Consider the following 18,041-nt stretch of genomic DNA (forward strand, 5'->3'; position numbering starts at 1 on the left):
ACATTGTATTGAATATAAACAAATATAAATAGGAGAAACAGAAATGTCTACTCGACAWAAATTTTTAGTCGTTTTGTCATCGGTGTTATTATTAACGGGCAGCGCCTTTGCCGAGGGAGTCGCAGGTGGTTCTGCCATGAGCTCGATTTTGATGCTCGTCGCATTTTTTGCGATTTTTTACTTCCTGTTGATTCGTCCACAAATGAAACGCAATAAAGAACAACGCAAGATGATTTCTGAGCTTGGCAAAGGGGATGAAGTAATGACCAATGGCGGAATTATCGGTAAAATCGTTAAAGTCGGTGAAAACTATACTGAACTGGAAATTGCCGAGAATGTGGTAATCAAAGTCCAAAAAAGTGCAGTTTCTGGCGTTTTGCCAAAAGGTGCTGTCAAAACCAATTAATGTCGGTTAGATTTTTAGGCGGTGACTATATTTACGCCCATTGCTCAGTGTGAGTGTGACACTGATCACTCACACTGACACGCTTGTGCGGATTATTTGCACAAGCCGATTTTTATACAGTCAAATAAACTAAGGTATCAGGATTATGCTTCATCTGAGACAAAAAGCTGCGGTTAACAAGTATCCTTTATGGAAATACATCTTAATTCTGGTGATTGTCATTTTGGCAGTTATCTACGCTTTACCCAATTTATTTGGTGAAACGCCATCACTACAAATATCGCCCAAAGATGGTACGGTAAATGCTGAGTTTGTCACCCAAATAAAAGACACATTAGATCAACAAAAAATTCCCTATAAGTCTCTAAAACAAGATTCAAGTACGGTAGTGCAAGTCAGATTTGCGGATGCTGAAGATCAGATTGCAGCACGCACAGTGCTACAAAAAAGCATGGGAAGTGACTATATCATTGCACTTAATATGGCGGCAAATACGCCAAACTGGCTATTGGCATTGGGAGCAACCCCCATGAACTTGGGGCTTGATCTGCGTGGCGGGATGTATTTAGTGCTGGAAGCGGATACACAGTCAGCGATTAATGCCCGTTTAGATAGCACTTTGGATAGCGTAGTACAAGGGCTGAAAAAAGTAGCAGTGACTCCTGAGTCACAATTGAAAGCCTCGCAAAAAACGGAAATAAGCAAAGCACTGCCTGTACCTGTGACCTATAGCAGTATTGGCTACGTGGCGCTTAGCTTTGCAAGCACAGCAGATTTGGATAAAGCACTTGATTATTTAAAAACGGATTATACCAAGACGCAGAATAATCAGCTGGTTTATAGTGCACTCAAAGATAAAGCCTTACTCATTGCCTTTAACAGCCAGTTGTTAGCGCAGATTAAGCAAGAGGCGATATCTCAAGTGGTAACAGTAATGCGTAATCGCATCAATGCCTTGGGTGTGGCGGAGGCTTCGGTTGCAGCCTCTGGTGACTCACGGGTGATTATTGAACTTCCAGGACTCCAGGACGCCGCACGAGCGAAGCAGATTTTAGGTGGGACATCGACAGCAAGTTTTTATATTGTCTCCCCTGTAGTTGATCGCTTAAAAGTCGAAGAGCAAGGCATTAAGGTTTATCCATTAAGCTCAAATGGCAAAACTTTTTATTACCAGCTTGATGGCAACTCGGTGGTCAGTGGTAGTGCGATTGTGAATGCCTCCCCTGGGGTTGATCATCAGTCTGGTCAGCCAATTGTTGCGGTTCAATTAAGCTCTGATGCTGCAGGTAATTTCAGAGAGGTAACCAGTAAGCATGTTGGTGATTTAATGGGGGTCATGCTGGTTAATACAACCTACCAGAAAGAGCTTGTTGATGGTAAAGAGGTAAGTCGTATTGATAAGACTGAAAAACTCGTTAATGCCGCAACGATTCAAACGACCTTGGGTGCCAATTTTCAAATCACGGGACTTGATCAGCGTGAAGCCAATAACCTGGCGTTGATGATTCGCTCAGGCGCCTTGCAGGTGCCAGTGCACATTGCCCAAGAACAGCAAATTGGTCCTACCCTTGGCAAGCAAAATATTGACCAGGGAATGCTTTCGATCGTAGTGGCACTCGTGCTGATTGTAATCTTTATGACGATTTACTACTGCCTGTTTGGGATGATTGCCAATATTGCCCTGGTGCTGAATATCGTTTTAACCATTGCAATTCTATCTATTATTCCTGGAGCCACCTTAACTTTACCAGGCATTGCGGCCCTGGTGCTTCATCTTGGAATGTCGATTGATGGTAATGTGTTAGTGTTTGAACGTATTCGCGAGGAGCTTAGAAATGGCGTTCCTGTACAAAGTGCAATCTCAGCGGGCTATGATCGCGCTTTTGCCACCATTGTTGACTCAAATGTGACGACTTTGATTGTTGCCGTGATCTTATTTGCTGTGGGAACTGGAACAGTAAAAGGGTTTGCCGTGGTATTGATCATTGGCATTTTAACCTCAATGTTTACCGCAGTAACCGTTTCAAGAGGCATGACCAACTTAATTTATGGGTCACGTCGCAACCTGAAAAAATTATCGATTGGCTTATAGGAGTCTTGGCATGGAGTTTTTTAAACGTAAAACCAATATCGACTTTATGGGCATTCGCAAATGGACGGCAGTGGTGTCTGTTGTGCTCATTGGGTTATCCTTTATTTTTCTTTTTGCCCGTGGACTCAATATGGGACTTGATTTCACTGGGGGTTATCAGATTCAGGTGAATTATCAGTCCACCCCATCCACGCAGGAAGTTGCTAAAACGCTCGAAAAAATGGGTTTCTCAGCCGTTGAAGTGACTACCTTTGGCTCAAGTGACAGTTTAATGATCAAACTATCTGCGCCTAAGGGTGAGAATGAGCAAAGCACGATTAATCAGGATGGGCAATCCACTCAACAACTTCTGCAGCAGCAAGTGGAAGCGGCTCTTGGGCAACAGGCGCATGTAACCAGTCTAAACTATATTGGACCTCAGGTAGGCAAAGAATTAGCAACCAATGGATTGTTAGCCTTGATTGTTGCCATGATTTGCATTATTGGTTACATTGCCTTTCGTTTTGAGATGAAATTTGCCATTAGTGCAGGCATTGCCCTGTTACATGATCCCATTCTTATCTTAGGTGTTTTTTCTGCTTTTCAGCTGGAGTTTAGTCAAGTAACACTGGCGGCACTGCTTGCGGTCATTGGCTTCTCCCTCAATGACACCGTGGTTATCTATGATCGCGTACGTGAAAATTTCCGTAAGATGCGTAAAGCCAGTGTGATTGAGGTGATGAATCGCTCTATCAATGACACCCTCTCAAGAACCATTATTACCTCAGGCTTAACCTTATTGGTGGTTGTTGTACTTTATTTCTTCGGCGGTCCTTCATTACATGAGTTTTCATTAGCGCTTATCCTAGGTGTGATTGTTGGCACCTATTCTTCCATCTATGTTGCAGGGGTTTTAGCGGTGTTGTTTGGTTTGAAACGTGAATCCCTTCTTCCGCCACAGAAGTTAGAGGATGATAGACCTTAGTTTATCAAGGAAGTTTTATCTCATCATTGAGGTTGTTGGTGGGATTAAAATGTATCAGCAAAAGGATGGCTAAACTATAGAATCCCGTAATCATTCCCCCTAAAAGGATGAGACTAGGATGCATGGTATTTGCAAAAATAAGCGCTAAAGCGACGATAAGATCAATACTAAGCCCGTAGATAGAGGATGCTACAGCGCTGTAGGGCTTATCAATCAGCAAAAAAGCTATCGTCACTGTATTAACACTAACGAGTGCTGATGAGAAACCAAATAAAATGGCACTAAGGATAACAAAGTAAAGGGCGGAGGCTTTGGGTATGAAAAACGCGCTAATAAACAAGATTCCGCTAAATGCTGCAACAAAAGAAAAAATCAGCGCACTCTTCTCATAGCTTATTAAGCCGTTTAACCAGCGGAGGTTGATAAAGCGTGCAAGTGCGCCAAAGAAAATCAGCAAAAAGGATAACCAGCCATAAACAATGGTATTGTAACCCAGTGAGTCGATAACGATATAAGGCGTGCAAATATAAAAAACAGACATGCCTGCCCAGGCAACTGAAGTGACATAACAATAGCTTAAAAAACGTGCGTTTGTGATGATGTGTAGCATCTTTCGACCACTTGAGGTATGCGTTTTGTTATGGTTGATTTGCGGTTCTTTAAAGTAGTTCAAAACAAGGATCAGTGTCACTAATGCAACAAGGATAACACCGCTAAAAACCCATTCCCAGCCGCCAAAATAAACGATATACCCGCCGATAAACCCGGCAATAGAGGGTGCTAAATAAAATAATAAGGCCAAGCTTTGCCAGGTTTTTACATAGGTGTTACCACTGAGTAAATCTTTAGGTAATGCTACAACAACAATGTAAAGACCTGAGGCTCCAACGCCTTGTAGAATTCGACCGATGTAAAACAGCAGAATATTATGCGAAAAAAGGCAAACAATGCTGCCAGCGATAACCACCAGGCAGTAAAGTATCAGTGTTTTTTTACGTCCAAACTTATCGCTGATAATCCCGGCAGGAATGGCAAAAATAGCACCCGCAATAACGAATAAACTCAGTGTTAATTGGCTTTGCCCAACACTGACACCAAAGTCATTTTGTAGTAATGGCAATGCTGAGATGTACATGTCATAGGCGCAAACATAGACGCCGACTAAAAAAACAGCAAAAAAGTAAACGTAATTTTCGGGTTTCATGATGGCACTGATTAGAAATTTTCCCGCAGTATATACTGCCTAAACCGCGTTTTACAGGCTTTATTACTGTGCTATCTGCGATCATTTATGGGGCAAAATTACCATCTTCTGTTATATGAATAAGCACAAGGATTGATAAGTGTGAGTTGTCAGTGAGGGTGTGACTCTGATCACTCACACCGACACGCTTGGGTAAATTATTTTCCCAAGCCTAAACGCATAATGTTTAAGCTTGCACACGATATGCTGGAGAATCCTGTTTCTGTGCGGTGGCGACTATGCTATAATCCGCGCTAGTTTTTGGAATATTTGAAGCGTTTATATCTCTATGACAACACAATTTGCCAATGAAGTTTTCCCAGTTACTATCGAGCAAGAATTAAAACAATCTTATTTAGATTATGCCATGAGTGTCATCGTTGGGCGTGCGTTACCTGATGTACGTGATGGTTTGAAGCCCGTGCACAGGCGCGTACTCTTTGCCATGAAAGAGCTGGGGAATGACTTTAATAAGCCCTATAAAAAATCCGCACGCGTTGTGGGGGACGTAATTGGTAAATACCATCCTCATGGGGACACGGCAGTATATGATACGATCGTGCGCATGGCGCAGCCGTTTTCACTGCGCTACATGCTTGTGGATGGGCAGGGTAACTTTGGTTCGGTTGATGGTGATTCACCTGCGGCGATGCGTTATACCGAAGTGCGGATGTCTAAAATTGCCCATTCACTCCTGATTGATATTGATAAGGAAACCGTTAATTTCTCACCAAACTATGATGAGACCGAAATGATTCCTGATGTGTTGCCAACACGTATTCCAAATTTGCTCGTTAATGGTTCTTCAGGGATCGCGGTAGGTATGGCAACCAACATTCCACCACACAACTTAAATGAAGTCATTGACGGGGTTATTGCATTAATTGAAAACCCTGATCTGACCATTGAAGAGTTAATGGCATACATTCCAGGACCTGATTTTCCAACGGCAGCTTACATCAATGGTCGCTCTGGTATTGTGGATGCTTACAAGACAGGGCGGGGTCGTGTGATCATGCGCGCCAAAGCTTCCATCGAAACCGATAAAAAAACGGATCGTGAACAGATTATCGTGAGCGAGCTGCCGTATCAGGTCAATAAGGCGCGCCTTATTGAGAAAATTGCTGAGCTGGTCAAAGATAAGAAAATCGAGGGTATTTCTGAACTGCGCGACGAGTCGGACAAAGATGGGATGCGTATCGCAATCGATGTCAAACGTGGTGAAGTTGCAGAGGTTTTACTGAATAATCTTTATTCGCAGACACAGATGCAATTAAGCTTTGGCGTTAATATGGTAGCACTCGTGGACAATCAGCCGAAGCTTTTAAATCTTAAAGAAGTAATTGAAGCATTTATTCGTCATCGCAAAGAAGTGGTAACGAGGCGCACGATTTTTGAATTAAGAAAAGCCCGCGAGCGTGCGCATATTTTAGAAGGTCTGGCGATCGCCTTGTCGAATATCGATGAAATGATTGCGTTGATTAAAGCTTCAAAAACTCCCGCCGAAGCGAAAGAAGCACTCTTGGCACGGTCATGGTCAGGTGATCTGGTTGGTCAAATGTTACAAGGCGTGGATCAGGATTTATATCGAGTTGATGGACTAGCTTCACATTATGGGCTTCGTAATGGTGACTATTTCTTATCTCACGTTCAAGTGGATGCCATCTTGGAGTTGCGGTTACATCGCCTGACCGGTTTAGAGCAGGATAAAATTTTAGATGAGTTTAAAGCACTTTTACTGCGCATTGAAGAGCTCATCGCGATTTTAAAAGATGTTAAGCGTCTACTTGAAGTGATATGCGAGGAGCTACAAGAAGTCAAAGAGCAATTTGGCGATGCGCGTCGCTCCGAGATTATTGCATCACAACTGGACTTAGGCTATGAGGATTTGATTACCGAGGAGTCCATGGTGGTGACACTTTCGTATGATGGTTATGTCAAGGCACAACCCTTAAAAGACTATAATGCGCAAAAGCGTGGAGGGCGAGGGAAATCATCAACGCAAATGAAGGAAGAAGATTTTGTTTATAAACTGCAAATTGCCTCGACACACGACATGATGCTGTGCTTTTCAAGCTTAGGTAAAATTTATTGGAGCAAAGTCTATGAATTTCCGCAAGCAGGCAGAGCTGCCAAAGGCAGACCAATCAACAATGTTTTCCCTCTGGAACAAGGGGAAAGAATTACTGCCATGCTTGCAGTAGCCGAATTTAGTGAAGGTTCAAATATCTTCATGGCAACCAAGCAGGCAACGGTGAAGCGAATCGAATTATCCGCATTTTCGCGACCGCGTAAGGGCGGAATTTATGCCTTGACACTGGATGAAGGCGATGAGCTGTTACATGTGCATTTAACGCGTGGTCAGCAAGAAATTATGATGTTCTCAAATGCGGGCAAAGCCATTCGTTTTAATGAGGATGAGGTTCGTACCGTAGGACGTACCGCGCGGGGTGTCCGAGGCATGCGCATTCAAGAGGATCAAAGCATCGTTGGCGTAATCGTCACCGATCCTGATCAGGGGGTTGTGCTTACAGCCACTGAGAATGGCTATGGTAAGCGTACCGCCGTGGCTGAGTATCGCAAAACAGCGCGCGGTTCACAGGGGGTTATCTCAATCTCAACTTCAGATCGCAATGGTCAAGTAGTTGCAGCTGGATTAGTTGAAGAAACAGACAATATTATGCTGATGACCGATCAAGGTGTTTTGATTAGAACCAGAGTAAGTGAAGTGCGTGAAACAGGTCGCTCGGCCCAAGGGGTTAAATTGATTAACCTTAAATCTAATGAAAAACTTGTTTCGGTGCAAGTGGTTGCTGAAGCTGAAATTGATGATGGTCTGGATGAGGAAACGCCTTTAGAGCATGCCATTGAATCAAGTGCCACTGATGATGTGGAGCCAGAGCAAAACATTGACGATGAGAACGACTTGGAGTAATTGGTGAAAGTCATCACAATCCTGGGAGCTACGGGTTCAGTCGGGGTAAACACCCTGGAGATTATTCGTGATAATCCCAATGATTTTGAAGTTTATGCACTGACGGCGCGTTGCAATATAGAACTTTTGTACCAGCAGTGTTTGCAGTTTAAACCAAACTACGCTGTGGTTGTCAGTGAGGACTTAGCCAGTAAATTAGCTAATGATTTAGCAGAAGTAAATAGTCAAACCATGGTACTGTACGGTGAATCCGCACTGATTGAGGTTGCATCCGCCAAAGCAGTTGATATGGTCATGGCAGCGATTGTTGGTATTGCGGGTTTAAAATCAACCTATGCGGCTATTGAAAAAGGTAAAACTATTTTGCTGGCAAATAAAGAGACCTTGGTCAGCGCAGGAGAGATTTTCATTCATGCCGCTAAAAAATCAGGAGCAGTCATTTTACCTGTGGATAGTGAGCACAATGCCATTTTTCAATGTTTGCCAGAGTATGCTAAAGCGTACGATGAACAAACCATTGCTAAAATTATTCTGACTGCCTCAGGAGGTCCTTTTCTCGATAAGCCCTTAAATGAATTAAAAAACATTACACCAGATGAGGCGTGTGCGCATCCAAATTGGCGGATGGGGCGAAAAATTTCGGTTGATTCCTCAACGATGATGAATAAGGCATTAGAAGTCATCGAAGCTTATTGGCTGTTTGGGGTGCCCGTTGAGCGTATTGAAGTGTTGATACATCCGCAGAGTATTGTGCATTCAATGGTTGAATATCATGATGGCAGTTTTATCGCGCAGCTTGGATCTCCCGATATGAAAACGCCGATTGGCTATGCAATGTATTATCCGAAGCGGCATAAAGTTAATGTGCCAAAATTGGATTTTACAGCAAAGCCATTAAGCTTTAGCACGCTAGACCTTGAACGCTTTGCAGTGATTTCATTGGTGTACCAAATTTTGAAAGAAAAAAATTATGCCGCAGCAATTGTACTAAATGCAGCCAATGAAGTGTTGGTTGAGGCTTTTTTGGCGGAAAAAATACAATATCTGCAGATAATCAAGTATATTGAGCAGGCTCTGAAAGCGCTTCAATTCGATAAGGCACGAACCATAGATGAGGTCATAGCCATCGATGCAAAGACACGAAAATATGTCGTAGACTTGATTGGTACGATATGTAAATAACTGGAGTTACTTATTTTTGCTTCACTACCCCTCCTCGCAGGTCTGACCACTCTGGAGTGGTCAGACGCGCTCGGCACCCCTTCACTGGTGAAGGGGAATTTCCCGAAAGCGTATCATTTAATTCCCCTTCGTTAGCGAAGGGGGCGAAAAGCGCCTTAAAGGAAGCAAACAGTTTTGCTTCCTTAGCTTTGAGCGCTGTAAGCTCCGCGCGCAGCTGGAGGACAATGCGAAGCGGACGGGGTAGTGCGAATAAACGTAGGGGCGTATTGAATATGCCGTTGTGGGCAGAAATACGGTCAATACAAAAAATGTAAACTTAATTAAGAATGAAGGAAGATTGGCTTGAGCTTATCATTAAAAAAAACGTTACTACTGACGCTATTGGGTGTGACGCCCTTTGTGGTGACTTATGCGCAAGGCGACTTTATTGCTAGCAAGATAAAGGTAGAGGGCTTGGAGCGTATTTCTGAAGAAACCGTGCTTAACGATCTAGGCATTCACACCGATCAGAAGGTGAGTGCTGCTGAGACAAACGAGGTCATCAGATCACTCTACAGCAGTGGATTTTTCAAAAGTATACAGTTATATCAAGAGGGTAATACGCTTATTGTTAAAGTAGCTGAGCGTCCAGCAATCAGTGCGGTGGACTTTACGGGTAATGATAAGATCAAAAATGACGATATGAAAAAAGTGCTGCGTGAGGCAGGGCTTGATGTCGGTAATATTGCTAATCCTGAGATTTTATTCCAGGTGAAACAATCGCTTTTAATGCAATATGCGCTCATGGGCTATTATTCGACAACCGTAGATGTAGAAGAAGTTACAGAAGCGCGAAATCGTGTTGCGATTAAAATCAATATCGCTGAAGGCAAAACGGCAACGGTACGCCGCATTGATGTCCTCGGCAATAAAGCCTTTTCGCAGAGTGAGTTGATTGACAATATTACCTTTAAAACACCATCAATCTGGAATTTATGGGGACTGTTTAGCTCTAAGGTGGATTACTCACCAACGAATATGCAGTCATCGGTTGAAGATCTTAGCAGCTATTATATGAACAATGGTTACTTAGATTTTAAGGTAACCTCTCAACAATCCTCTTTATCTCCTAACAAGGAGAACGCATTTATTGCATTTGATATTAATGAAGGGGAAATTTATAAAGTATCTGCAGTTTTACTAGAGGGTAAGTTTGTTGTGCCAAAGGCTGATCTTGAGAAGCTCATTACTTTTAGGGCAGGAGATGTTTTTTTGCGGCAAAAAGTACTTGATAGTGCCAAAGCAATAACGCAAGCACTAGGAGATAAGGGTTATGCTTTTGCCAACGTTAACCCTCTGCCAAAACTTGATAAGGATAATAAAACCGTCGCATTCACGTTCTACATAGATCCTGGCAAGAAAGTCTATATCAACCAGATTAACTTTTTGGGCAATAATGTTACCAATGATTATGTTTATCGCCGTCAGATGCAGTATTTTGAGACGGGGGTTTACAATCAATCAATGATTGATCAGTCCAAGATCAAGCTGCAGCGTATGCCATTTGTAGAAGATGTAACCGTTAGAAAAGTGCCGGTATCTGGTTCTGATGATCTGGTAAACATGGACTACGATATTAAAGAGCGCAGCGCCAATTCAATCAGTGCAAGTATTGGTTACTCGCAGTTATATAACTTTATGATTGGTGGTAATCTTGCATTACCAAACATCCTGGGCACGGGGAATCAGTTTTCAATTGGTGCAAGCCTGTCAAGTGTTTATCAAAGCTTGAACATGTCTTATACGGATCCCTATTTCACCCAATCGGGCATTAGTCAAACGATCAGTACCTATCTATCGCGCACGGATTATGATAATACTTCAGTAGCAAGTTATCGCTTAAACCAGTACGGTGCGAACTTAGGTTATAGCATACCCACCTCAGCATTTGATTCTATTAGTATTGGTGGTGGGGTAGATCACACACAAGTCTTGCAGCCAAGTGGTGGGAGATCCAGCATTCTGCAATGGTTTGTTCAGCAAAATGATGGACAAACTTCGTTTAATACTTTCACGGCGAATTTAGGCTGGAATCATAATTCAACCAATCGTGCGTACTTTCCAACGGAAGGCACGGTTTTAGGGATAAATGGTACGGTATCCGTGCCTGGAGTGAGTGATCTGCAATGGTATAAAGCCACAGGTTCCGCAGGATTCTTTCATCCAATCATCGGGGATGTGACCTTGTCAGTCAAAGGTGGTGTCGGTTATGGTAATGGTTATGGCAAAACAGAGTATTTACCATTTTTCCAAAACTTCTATGGCGGTGGTTGGGGCTCAGTGCGTGGTTTTGCCCAAGGTGGGATGGGTCCTTCGGATACCTATACACCAAACGGTGAAGCTGCACAACAAGGTAATTCGATTGGTGGAAACTTAAATGTCTATAGCAATATTGATATACTATTCCCGATTCCAGGGTTGAAGGACAGTCGCAATATGCGTTTGGGTGTGTTTTTTGACTCAGGAAATGTGTATAACACCTACGATCTGTCGGGCGCTGGGATTTGGCCTGGAACTGCTGGGAATAAGTCCCCGACTTTCTCAAATTTACGTTATTCCGTTGGGGTTGAATTTCAATGGCTGTCACCATTGGGTGCCATGGCATTTAGCCTGGCAAAAGCATTAAACACAAAACCTGGGGATTCGACTCAGGTATTTCAGTTCACACTGGGCCAAACCTTTTGATTGACTGAAATTGCGTAACTTCAGTGATTGAGTAGATTTTTTTTTGGATTAATTCAAGGAGTAAAATATGAAAAAACGAATGATGATTGGCTTGACTGCAATGGCAATAACTACAGGAGCGTTTGCTGCAGATGCAAGTAGCCTAAAAATCGGTCTGGTTAATCCTGTCGAAATTTACCAAACGGTGCCTCAAGGCGAAGAAAGTATCCATGCCTTACAAACCAAATTACAGCCCAAAGCAGATGAGTTACAAAAGCAACAGCAGGACTTAATGACTAAACTGCAGACTCTGCAAACCAATGCGCCCACTTTAACAAAGATTGATTTAGATAAACAGCAAAAGGCACTAGCAGATGAACAGGAAAAGTTCAAGCAGCAGGCATTAGCGTTTAGACAAAGTGAGATGCAACAAGAGCAGCAAGTCGCACAAGCATTCCAGGCAAGCTTTAATACGGCAGTAGAGGCGGTGGCAAAAGACGGCAAATACAGTCTTATTCTGAGTTCACAAGCCGTGGCATATGTTGCCCCTGATTTAAAAGTGGATGTTACTGATCAGGTGATTGCTGCAATGAAAAAGCAAGGTGCGCCTAAAGAAGATAAAAAATAAAAAATATCAAAAACTTAAATTTAAGTGTCTCTTCCATAGTATGCCTATCGAAGCTTAAAAATATAGCACTTAAGGTAGTCATGATAATCCACCTGAATTGCCTGAGTGTGACAGGGAGATGAGTAGCCTTTGTGTAATAAAATCAAATCGTAAGAGAGGGACCGGATAATTTCAAAGAAGGTTGCTTCATCAACGTGACGACTGCAACTACAAGCGATAAATAGTCCGTTTTTGTTTAAACACGAAAGTGCTAGTTTAAATAAGCGTTGATAAGCGCGTTTAGCCTCAGCAATATGTTTTTTCGATTTCGCAAAAGCAGGGGGATCTGCGACAACGACATCAAAGCTTTTTTGCGCGGCTTTTAGTTTTTTGAGCGCTTCAAACATATCATCATGATGAAGATCAATGCTTATGTTTTGAGGTTCGTTATGGTTGTTTTCAATATTTATTTTCGCCATTGCCAGGGCAAATTCGCTTTGGTCAATTAAGGTGAATGCTTTGATAGTGTCAGTGGCTGCAACGCTCCAAGCCCCCATATAGCTGCAGATATCTAGCATTGAGGTCATGCTTTTCTGAAGGTAATGGCAAAGTGCGATGAGATTAAGTCGCTGGTCAATAAAAAGTCCTGTTTTTTGACCATGGATAAGATCAAAGCTGAGCTTTTTTCCTGCAAGAATTGTGCTTTGCCTGTTTCCCCCAGCCAGATATTGCCATTTGCTAATGCTTTCTAATTTCTCAAACTCACGAATTTGTCCCGTGCTTCGTTCAAAGATAGGCGTTTTTGGTATCAATGTTGTGAGTGCTTTAATGACATGATTCATCAAAAGATCGGAAGCCGCAGAGCTCGATTGAATAACATTAACTGCCCCATAGCAGTCGATAGTAATGCCAGGTAAGCCATCGTGATCACCATGACATAATCGGTATGCTTCATTACTTTGGACAAAGCTAAAGTGAGTTTTTTCGTGCTGTAGTAGTTGCAGAAAGCTTAAAATGGCAGATTCCAACCCCTTGTTTTGAACGAGCTCCAGGCTGATTCGTGTGACTCTAACAGCCATTAACTGGTGCTTGCTGTATAGAGCCAGATACCCTTTGTGTTCAGTAAGTGCAACGCCGTATTCATTCAGTAAATTTTCTGCAAGATGATCAACTTCGTTGCTATAAAAAATCTGTCGGTTGTAAAAATTTTTGATTTTACTGTTAAGACTGATTGAGGGGGGATTCATGAAGTATTACCCTGGTTTCCCTTGGTTAAAGTGCTCAAATTATACTTTGTGTGCATGGTTCTGTATATGAAGAACTGTGGCTTGATGTGACTGAACAATGCTCAAAAAACCAGACTGTTATTTTTTTGGGTATTACCAGTAAATTACTTATTCTCCACAATTGTCACGGCGCTGGTGTTGTTCCCCTTCTTTTAATGTTAAAATCATCGGCAGGTAATTAAGTAGAGCTTTTTGTTTCGTTTCAGATATACAAAATATAGGACTTTTCTTATTGTTATGATCCTATCTAACCAGGCACTTGTTAAACGCGCAGAGTATCTTAGAAAAATACGCCAGTTTTTTGCTGATAAAGGCGTGTTGGAGGTCGATACGCCATTATCCTACCCCTATCCTGTGAGTGATCCATATATTGATGCGTTTGCTATTCAAACTCAATCTGGTATGCGCTACTTACAGACTTCGCCTGAATACGCAATGAAACGGTTACTTGCACAGGGAACTGGCAGTATTTATCAGATTTGCAAGGCATTTCGCAATGACCCCAAAGCCCAATATCACAACCATGAGTTTACGATGCTTGAGTGGTATCGATCAGGGTTAGATGATGAAACTTTACGCCAGGAAATCATAGAAATGCTGTTGCTACTGAAGCCAGATGCCACGATTCATCGGTTTAGTTATGAACAATTATTCAAAGAAGTGTTTGGCGTCGATCCTCACCAGATGAGTGAAATGCAGCTGCAAAACCTGCTGAATGAAAAGATAGGTCAAGTACAAGGACTTGAAAAACCAAATCAAATAGAATGTTTGGATCTATTGTTTACGCACTGTATTGAGCCATGGCTTAAGCAATATTCATTTGTGTTTGTGTATGATTATCCTCAAGTGCAGGCAGCATTGGCTCGTATCATGTGTAATGAACAGGGTCAGATGGTTGCTAAACGCTTTGAGCTTTTTTATCAAGGCATCGAGCTTGCAAATGGTTACTATGAGCTCATAAGCTCAGAGGAACAAAGAAAGCGTTTTGAAAATGATTTGGTCATGCGTGCACAGCTTGGTAAAAACGCAGTACCTATCGATCAGAAACTTCTGGCATGTCTGGATGATATTCCAGAATGTGCAGGCGTTGCCTTGGGGCTGGATAGATTAATGATGTGCCTGGAAGGCTATGCCGATATACAGGAAGTCCTCTATTGCTAGGCGCAAAGCTTGAGCCTTACGCTAATCAGCTATATGCTATGTTCAATCAAAACGACTGACCAATGGAAATAAGCAAATGAACAAATTAGAGCAGCTAAAACAAATGACTAAGGTAGTCGCCGATACAGGGGATTTTGGGCAGATTGAGCAATATCAGCCAGTGGATGCCACAACTAATCCCAGTCTATTACTCAATGCCGCTAAAATGCCTGAGTATGACTATGTGATTGACAAGGCGTTGGCAAAAAGCGCGCATTTATCAGGAAAAGCACGAGTTGAAGAGACAATGCTTGATATGGCGGTAAGCTTTGGGGTTGAGATTTTAAAAGTTATTCCAGGGAGAGTGTCAACCGAGGTGGATGCGCGCCTATCTTTTGATACGGTTGCAACGATCAGCTATGCAAAAAGACTCATCGCCAGATATAAAGAAGCGGGAGTGGATAAGTCTCGTGTTTTGATCAAGGTCGCTTCAACCTGGGAAGGTATAAAGGCAGCTGAAGCTTTGGAGCAAGAAGGGATTAATTGTAATCTGACCTTAATGTTTAGTCTTGCTCAAGCCATTGCCTGTGCGCAGGCAAACGTGTTTTTAATATCCCCATTTGTTGGTCGCATTACCGATTGGTATATGAAGGAGCAAGGTTCAAGCAATTTCCCCGATGTCAGCGAAGATAATGGTGTGTTATCGGTCAAAGAAATCTATCAGTATTACAAGCGTTATGGCTATCACACGATTGTGATGGGTGCAAGTTTCAGGCATATCGGGCAGGTTGAGGCATTGGCTGGGTGCGATGCCTTAACCATTGCGCCAAATTTATTGCAGAAGCTTCAAGCCGATGGAAAGACTTTGACGCGTCAGTTAGTAGAAGTTGAACGTGCAAAAATGCCAGATCGTAAAATGACAGAAGCTGATTTTAGATGGGCGATGAACGAAAGCCCAATGGCGACAGAGAAACTGGCCGAAGGTATTCGTAAGTTTGCCATTGATACGGTGAAGTTAGAAAAATTAATCGAATACAAAGTAGGAATATAACCACATCATGCACAAGTCTATTGCGGTAAAAGTAGGGAATATCACGATTGGTGGGGGTGCCCCTGTTGTTGTACAATCAATGACGGATACGGCAACGGCAGATATTGAAAAAACGGTAGCACAGGTCTTGGCACTCTATCACGCGGGCAGTGAGCTGGTGCGCATCACCGTTAATGATGAAGAAGCGGCACAAGCGGTCCCTGAGATTAAAAGGCGGTTATTACAAAAGGATTGTGATGTCCCGCTGGTTGGCGACTTTCATTACAATGGTCATAGGCTTCTAGCAGACTTTCCAGAATGCGCCAGGGCGCTTGATAAATATCGTATTAATCCGGGAAATGTCGGTTTTGGGCGCAAAAAAGATACCCAGTATGCCGAGATTATTCAAAAAGCGATTGAATACGATAAGCCTGTGCGTATTGGTGTTAATTGGGGGAGCTTAGATCAGGCATTACTCGCCAGACTGATGGATGAAAACAGTCGGCTGACGGTGCCATTATCAGCGCGTGAAATTATGCACAAAGCGCTGATTGAGTCGGTATTGACCAGTGCTGAGTACGCAGAGAGTCTCGGACTTCACGCGAATAAAATCATTATTTCCTGTAAAGTCAGTGATGTGCAGGATTTAATTGAAGTTTACCAAAAACTGGCTCGTGAGTGCCGTTATCCATTGCACCTGGGTTTAACCGAGGCGGGTATGGGTATTAAGGGAATTGTGGCCAGCAGTATCAGTCTGGGATATCTATTGCAGCAGGGCATAGGGGATACCATTCGCGTATCACTGACTCCAGAGCCTGGGGCTCCACGTACCAATGAGGTCAAAGTATGTCGTGAGATTTTACAAACCATGGGGCTTCGAGCCTTTACCCCCACCGTTTCGTCGTGTCCTGGATGTGGGCGAACGACAAGCAGCTTTTTTCGAGAGCTTGCCAATGACATTCAAAATTATCTAACTAAACAAATGCCCGAGTGGAAACATCAATATGTTGGCGTTGAGAACATGAAAGTCGCGGTGATGGGTTGTATTGTCAATGGACCAGGGGAAAGTAAACACGCCAATATTGGTATCAGTCTGCCAGGCACTGGTGAAGCGCCTGTGGCACCAGTGTTTGTCGATGGTCAAAAAAAGCATACGCTAAGAGGCGAGCATATCGCCAAGGAGTTTATGGCGATTGTTGAGGAATATGTGAAAGAGAAATATCAGCAGGTGTAGGGGTTGTTGGTACTATAAAGGGAGTTGTGGGTATGGAAGGTTTGCTTTTTGGAGGCGATAGTGAATTTTGAATGTACAAGGGGGGAGTATTGATTATGAGGGAAAGGCTGATGAGCAATAAATTAAAAAATTCCACATTGAACACTTCAAATGCCACCCTTATCAAAGATACAGATTACGCTAGCTGGTTAAAAGGGCTAAAAGTTAAAATTCGCTCGGTGCAAGTTAGTGCTGCATTGGCGGCAAATAGTGTACTGATTGACTTTTATTTTGATTTAGGACGGATGATATCTGAAAAAGATAGTGTTTGGGGGAGTAAATTTCTTGAACAACTTGCAAAAGATTTAAGAAGGGAGTTTCCTGATATACAAGGATTCTCTATAACAAATTTGAAGTACTGCCGCTTGTTTTTTAAATATATCTCAATTCGTCCCCAGACTGAGGACGAATTAAATTTGGGCTTAGGTGTAGGTGAGCAGACTTATCCTTTAATTAGGCGACTGCCATGGGGGCATATCAAAATGCTGATTAGCAAGGTTAAAAGCGATAAAGAGATTTTATTCTATATTAATCAAACCATTGAGAATGGCTGGAGCCGAGATACTTTAGCCCTGCAAATAAAGTCAAACCTTTATGTAAGGCAGGGTAAGGCAATTAATAATTTTCAGCAAACATTACCTGAACCTCAATCTGATCTTGCACGGCAGACCATGAAAGATCCTTATACTTTTGATTTTTTAACAATGACTAAACCTTACAATGAAAGAGATATTGAAAAACAGCTCGTGGATCATATTACTAAGTTTCTATTGGAGCTCGGCAAAGGTTTTGCATTTGTTGGTAGGCAATATCATTTGGAAGTTGGAGAAAGTGATTACTATCTGGATTTGTTGTTTTATCATGTCAAATTAAAATGTTATGTAGTGATTGAGTTAAAGAACACTAAATTTATCCCAGAATACGCTGGAAAGTTAAATTTTTATCTTTCAGCAGTAGATAGTCTGCTGAAGTCAGACACGGATAATCCAACGATTGGGATTTTGGTTTGCCGAGATAAAAATACAATTGAAACAGAGTTTGCATTGCGTGATATTAATAAACCTATGGGCGTGAGTGAGTTTACGTTAACAGAAATACTTCCTGATGAATTAAAAGGGTCACTCCCAACAGTGGAGGAAATTGAAGCTGACATGGAAAAACTTGAGGAGCAATTATAACT

At 42.4% G+C, this 18,041-nt stretch carries 13 protein-coding genes; 11 read left to right on the plus strand and 2 right to left on the minus strand.

Annotated features, from left to right (window positions below; all coding sequences use genetic code 11):
* Positions 1–43: 43 nt before the first annotated feature.
* From yajC to secF, 3 genes are all read left to right on the plus strand, one after another.
* On the plus strand, positions 44–406 hold the full coding sequence (gene yajC, locus CU053_RS02845; RefSeq protein ID WP_100551294.1) for a preprotein translocase subunit YajC: 363 nt from the start codon (positions 44–46) through the stop codon (positions 404–406).
* 145 nt (positions 407–551) lie between these two features.
* On the plus strand, positions 552–2,498 hold the full coding sequence (gene secD, locus CU053_RS02850; protein ID WP_100551295.1) for a protein translocase subunit SecD: 1,947 nt from the start codon (positions 552–554) through the stop codon (positions 2,496–2,498).
* 10 nt (positions 2,499–2,508) lie between these two features.
* The gene (secF, locus tag CU053_RS02855) at positions 2,509–3,462 is read left to right on the plus strand and encodes a protein translocase subunit SecF (RefSeq protein ID WP_100551296.1); all 954 of its coding nucleotides are present in this window, start codon (positions 2,509–2,511) and stop codon (positions 3,460–3,462) included.
* Between the two features lie 4 nt (positions 3,463–3,466).
* On the opposite strand, the gene CU053_RS02860 is transcribed toward secF, so the two are convergent.
* A complete protein-coding gene (locus CU053_RS02860) occupies positions 3,467–4,666 on the minus strand; it encodes an MFS transporter (protein WP_100551297.1) in 1,200 nt (399 codons plus the stop codon).
* 328 nt (positions 4,667–4,994) lie between these two features.
* Between CU053_RS02860 and gyrA the strand changes: the two genes are divergently transcribed.
* The 4 genes from gyrA to CU053_RS02880 all read left to right on the plus strand — a co-directional run bounded on the left by gyrA (position 4,995) and on the right by CU053_RS02880 (position 12,153).
* Positions 4,995–7,640: a DNA gyrase subunit A gene (gene gyrA / locus CU053_RS02865; protein WP_100551298.1), complete on the plus strand. Its 2,646-nt coding sequence runs from the start codon at positions 4,995–4,997 to the stop codon at positions 7,638–7,640.
* Positions 7,641–7,643: 3 nt separating this feature from the next.
* Complete coding sequence (dxr, locus tag CU053_RS02870; RefSeq protein WP_100551299.1) at positions 7,644–8,822, plus strand: 1-deoxy-D-xylulose-5-phosphate reductoisomerase; 1,179 nt, start codon at positions 7,644–7,646, stop codon at positions 8,820–8,822.
* Positions 8,823–9,164: 342 nt separating this feature from the next.
* Positions 9,165–11,546 carry an outer membrane protein assembly factor BamA gene (gene bamA, locus CU053_RS02875; RefSeq protein ID WP_233263322.1) on the plus strand — a complete coding sequence of 794 codons (2,382 nt, stop codon included), beginning with the start codon at positions 9,165–9,167 and terminating at the stop codon, positions 11,544–11,546.
* 67 nt (positions 11,547–11,613) lie between these two features.
* Complete coding sequence (locus CU053_RS02880; RefSeq protein ID WP_100551301.1) at positions 11,614–12,153, plus strand: OmpH family outer membrane protein; 540 nt, start codon at positions 11,614–11,616, stop codon at positions 12,151–12,153.
* Positions 12,154–12,197: 44 nt separating this feature from the next.
* Here the strand turns inward: CU053_RS02880 and CU053_RS02885 are convergent, their stop codons facing one another.
* Entirely contained in the window at positions 12,198–13,379 is a 1,182-nt protein-coding gene (locus CU053_RS02885; RefSeq protein WP_100551302.1) for a class I SAM-dependent rRNA methyltransferase, read from the minus strand.
* Between the two features lie 231 nt (positions 13,380–13,610).
* Between CU053_RS02885 and epmA the strand changes: the two genes are divergently transcribed.
* The 4 genes from epmA to CU053_RS02905 all read left to right on the plus strand — a co-directional run bounded on the left by epmA (position 13,611) and on the right by CU053_RS02905 (position 18,039).
* Positions 13,611–14,579: an EF-P lysine aminoacylase EpmA gene (gene epmA, locus CU053_RS02890; protein WP_267901798.1), complete on the plus strand. Its 969-nt coding sequence runs from the start codon at positions 13,611–13,613 to the stop codon at positions 14,577–14,579.
* 76 nt (positions 14,580–14,655) lie between these two features.
* A complete protein-coding gene (gene tal, locus CU053_RS02895; RefSeq protein ID WP_100551304.1) occupies positions 14,656–15,609 on the plus strand; it encodes a transaldolase in 954 nt (317 codons plus the stop codon).
* Between the two features lie 7 nt (positions 15,610–15,616).
* Positions 15,617–16,822 (plus strand): flavodoxin-dependent (E)-4-hydroxy-3-methylbut-2-enyl-diphosphate synthase, encoded by a 1,206-nt coding sequence (gene ispG, locus CU053_RS02900; protein WP_100551305.1) that lies wholly within the window; start codon positions 15,617–15,619, stop codon positions 16,820–16,822.
* Between the two features lie 110 nt (positions 16,823–16,932).
* Positions 16,933–18,039, plus strand: coding sequence for a PDDEXK nuclease domain-containing protein (locus tag CU053_RS02905; protein WP_100551306.1), 1,107 nt, complete (start codon positions 16,933–16,935; stop codon positions 18,037–18,039).
* Positions 18,040–18,041: the final 2 nt, after the last annotated feature.

The sequence above is a fragment of the Caedibacter taeniospiralis genome (assembly GCF_002803295.2).
Taxonomy (GTDB): domain Bacteria; phylum Pseudomonadota; class Gammaproteobacteria; order Francisellales; family Francisellaceae; genus Caedibacter; species Caedibacter taeniospiralis.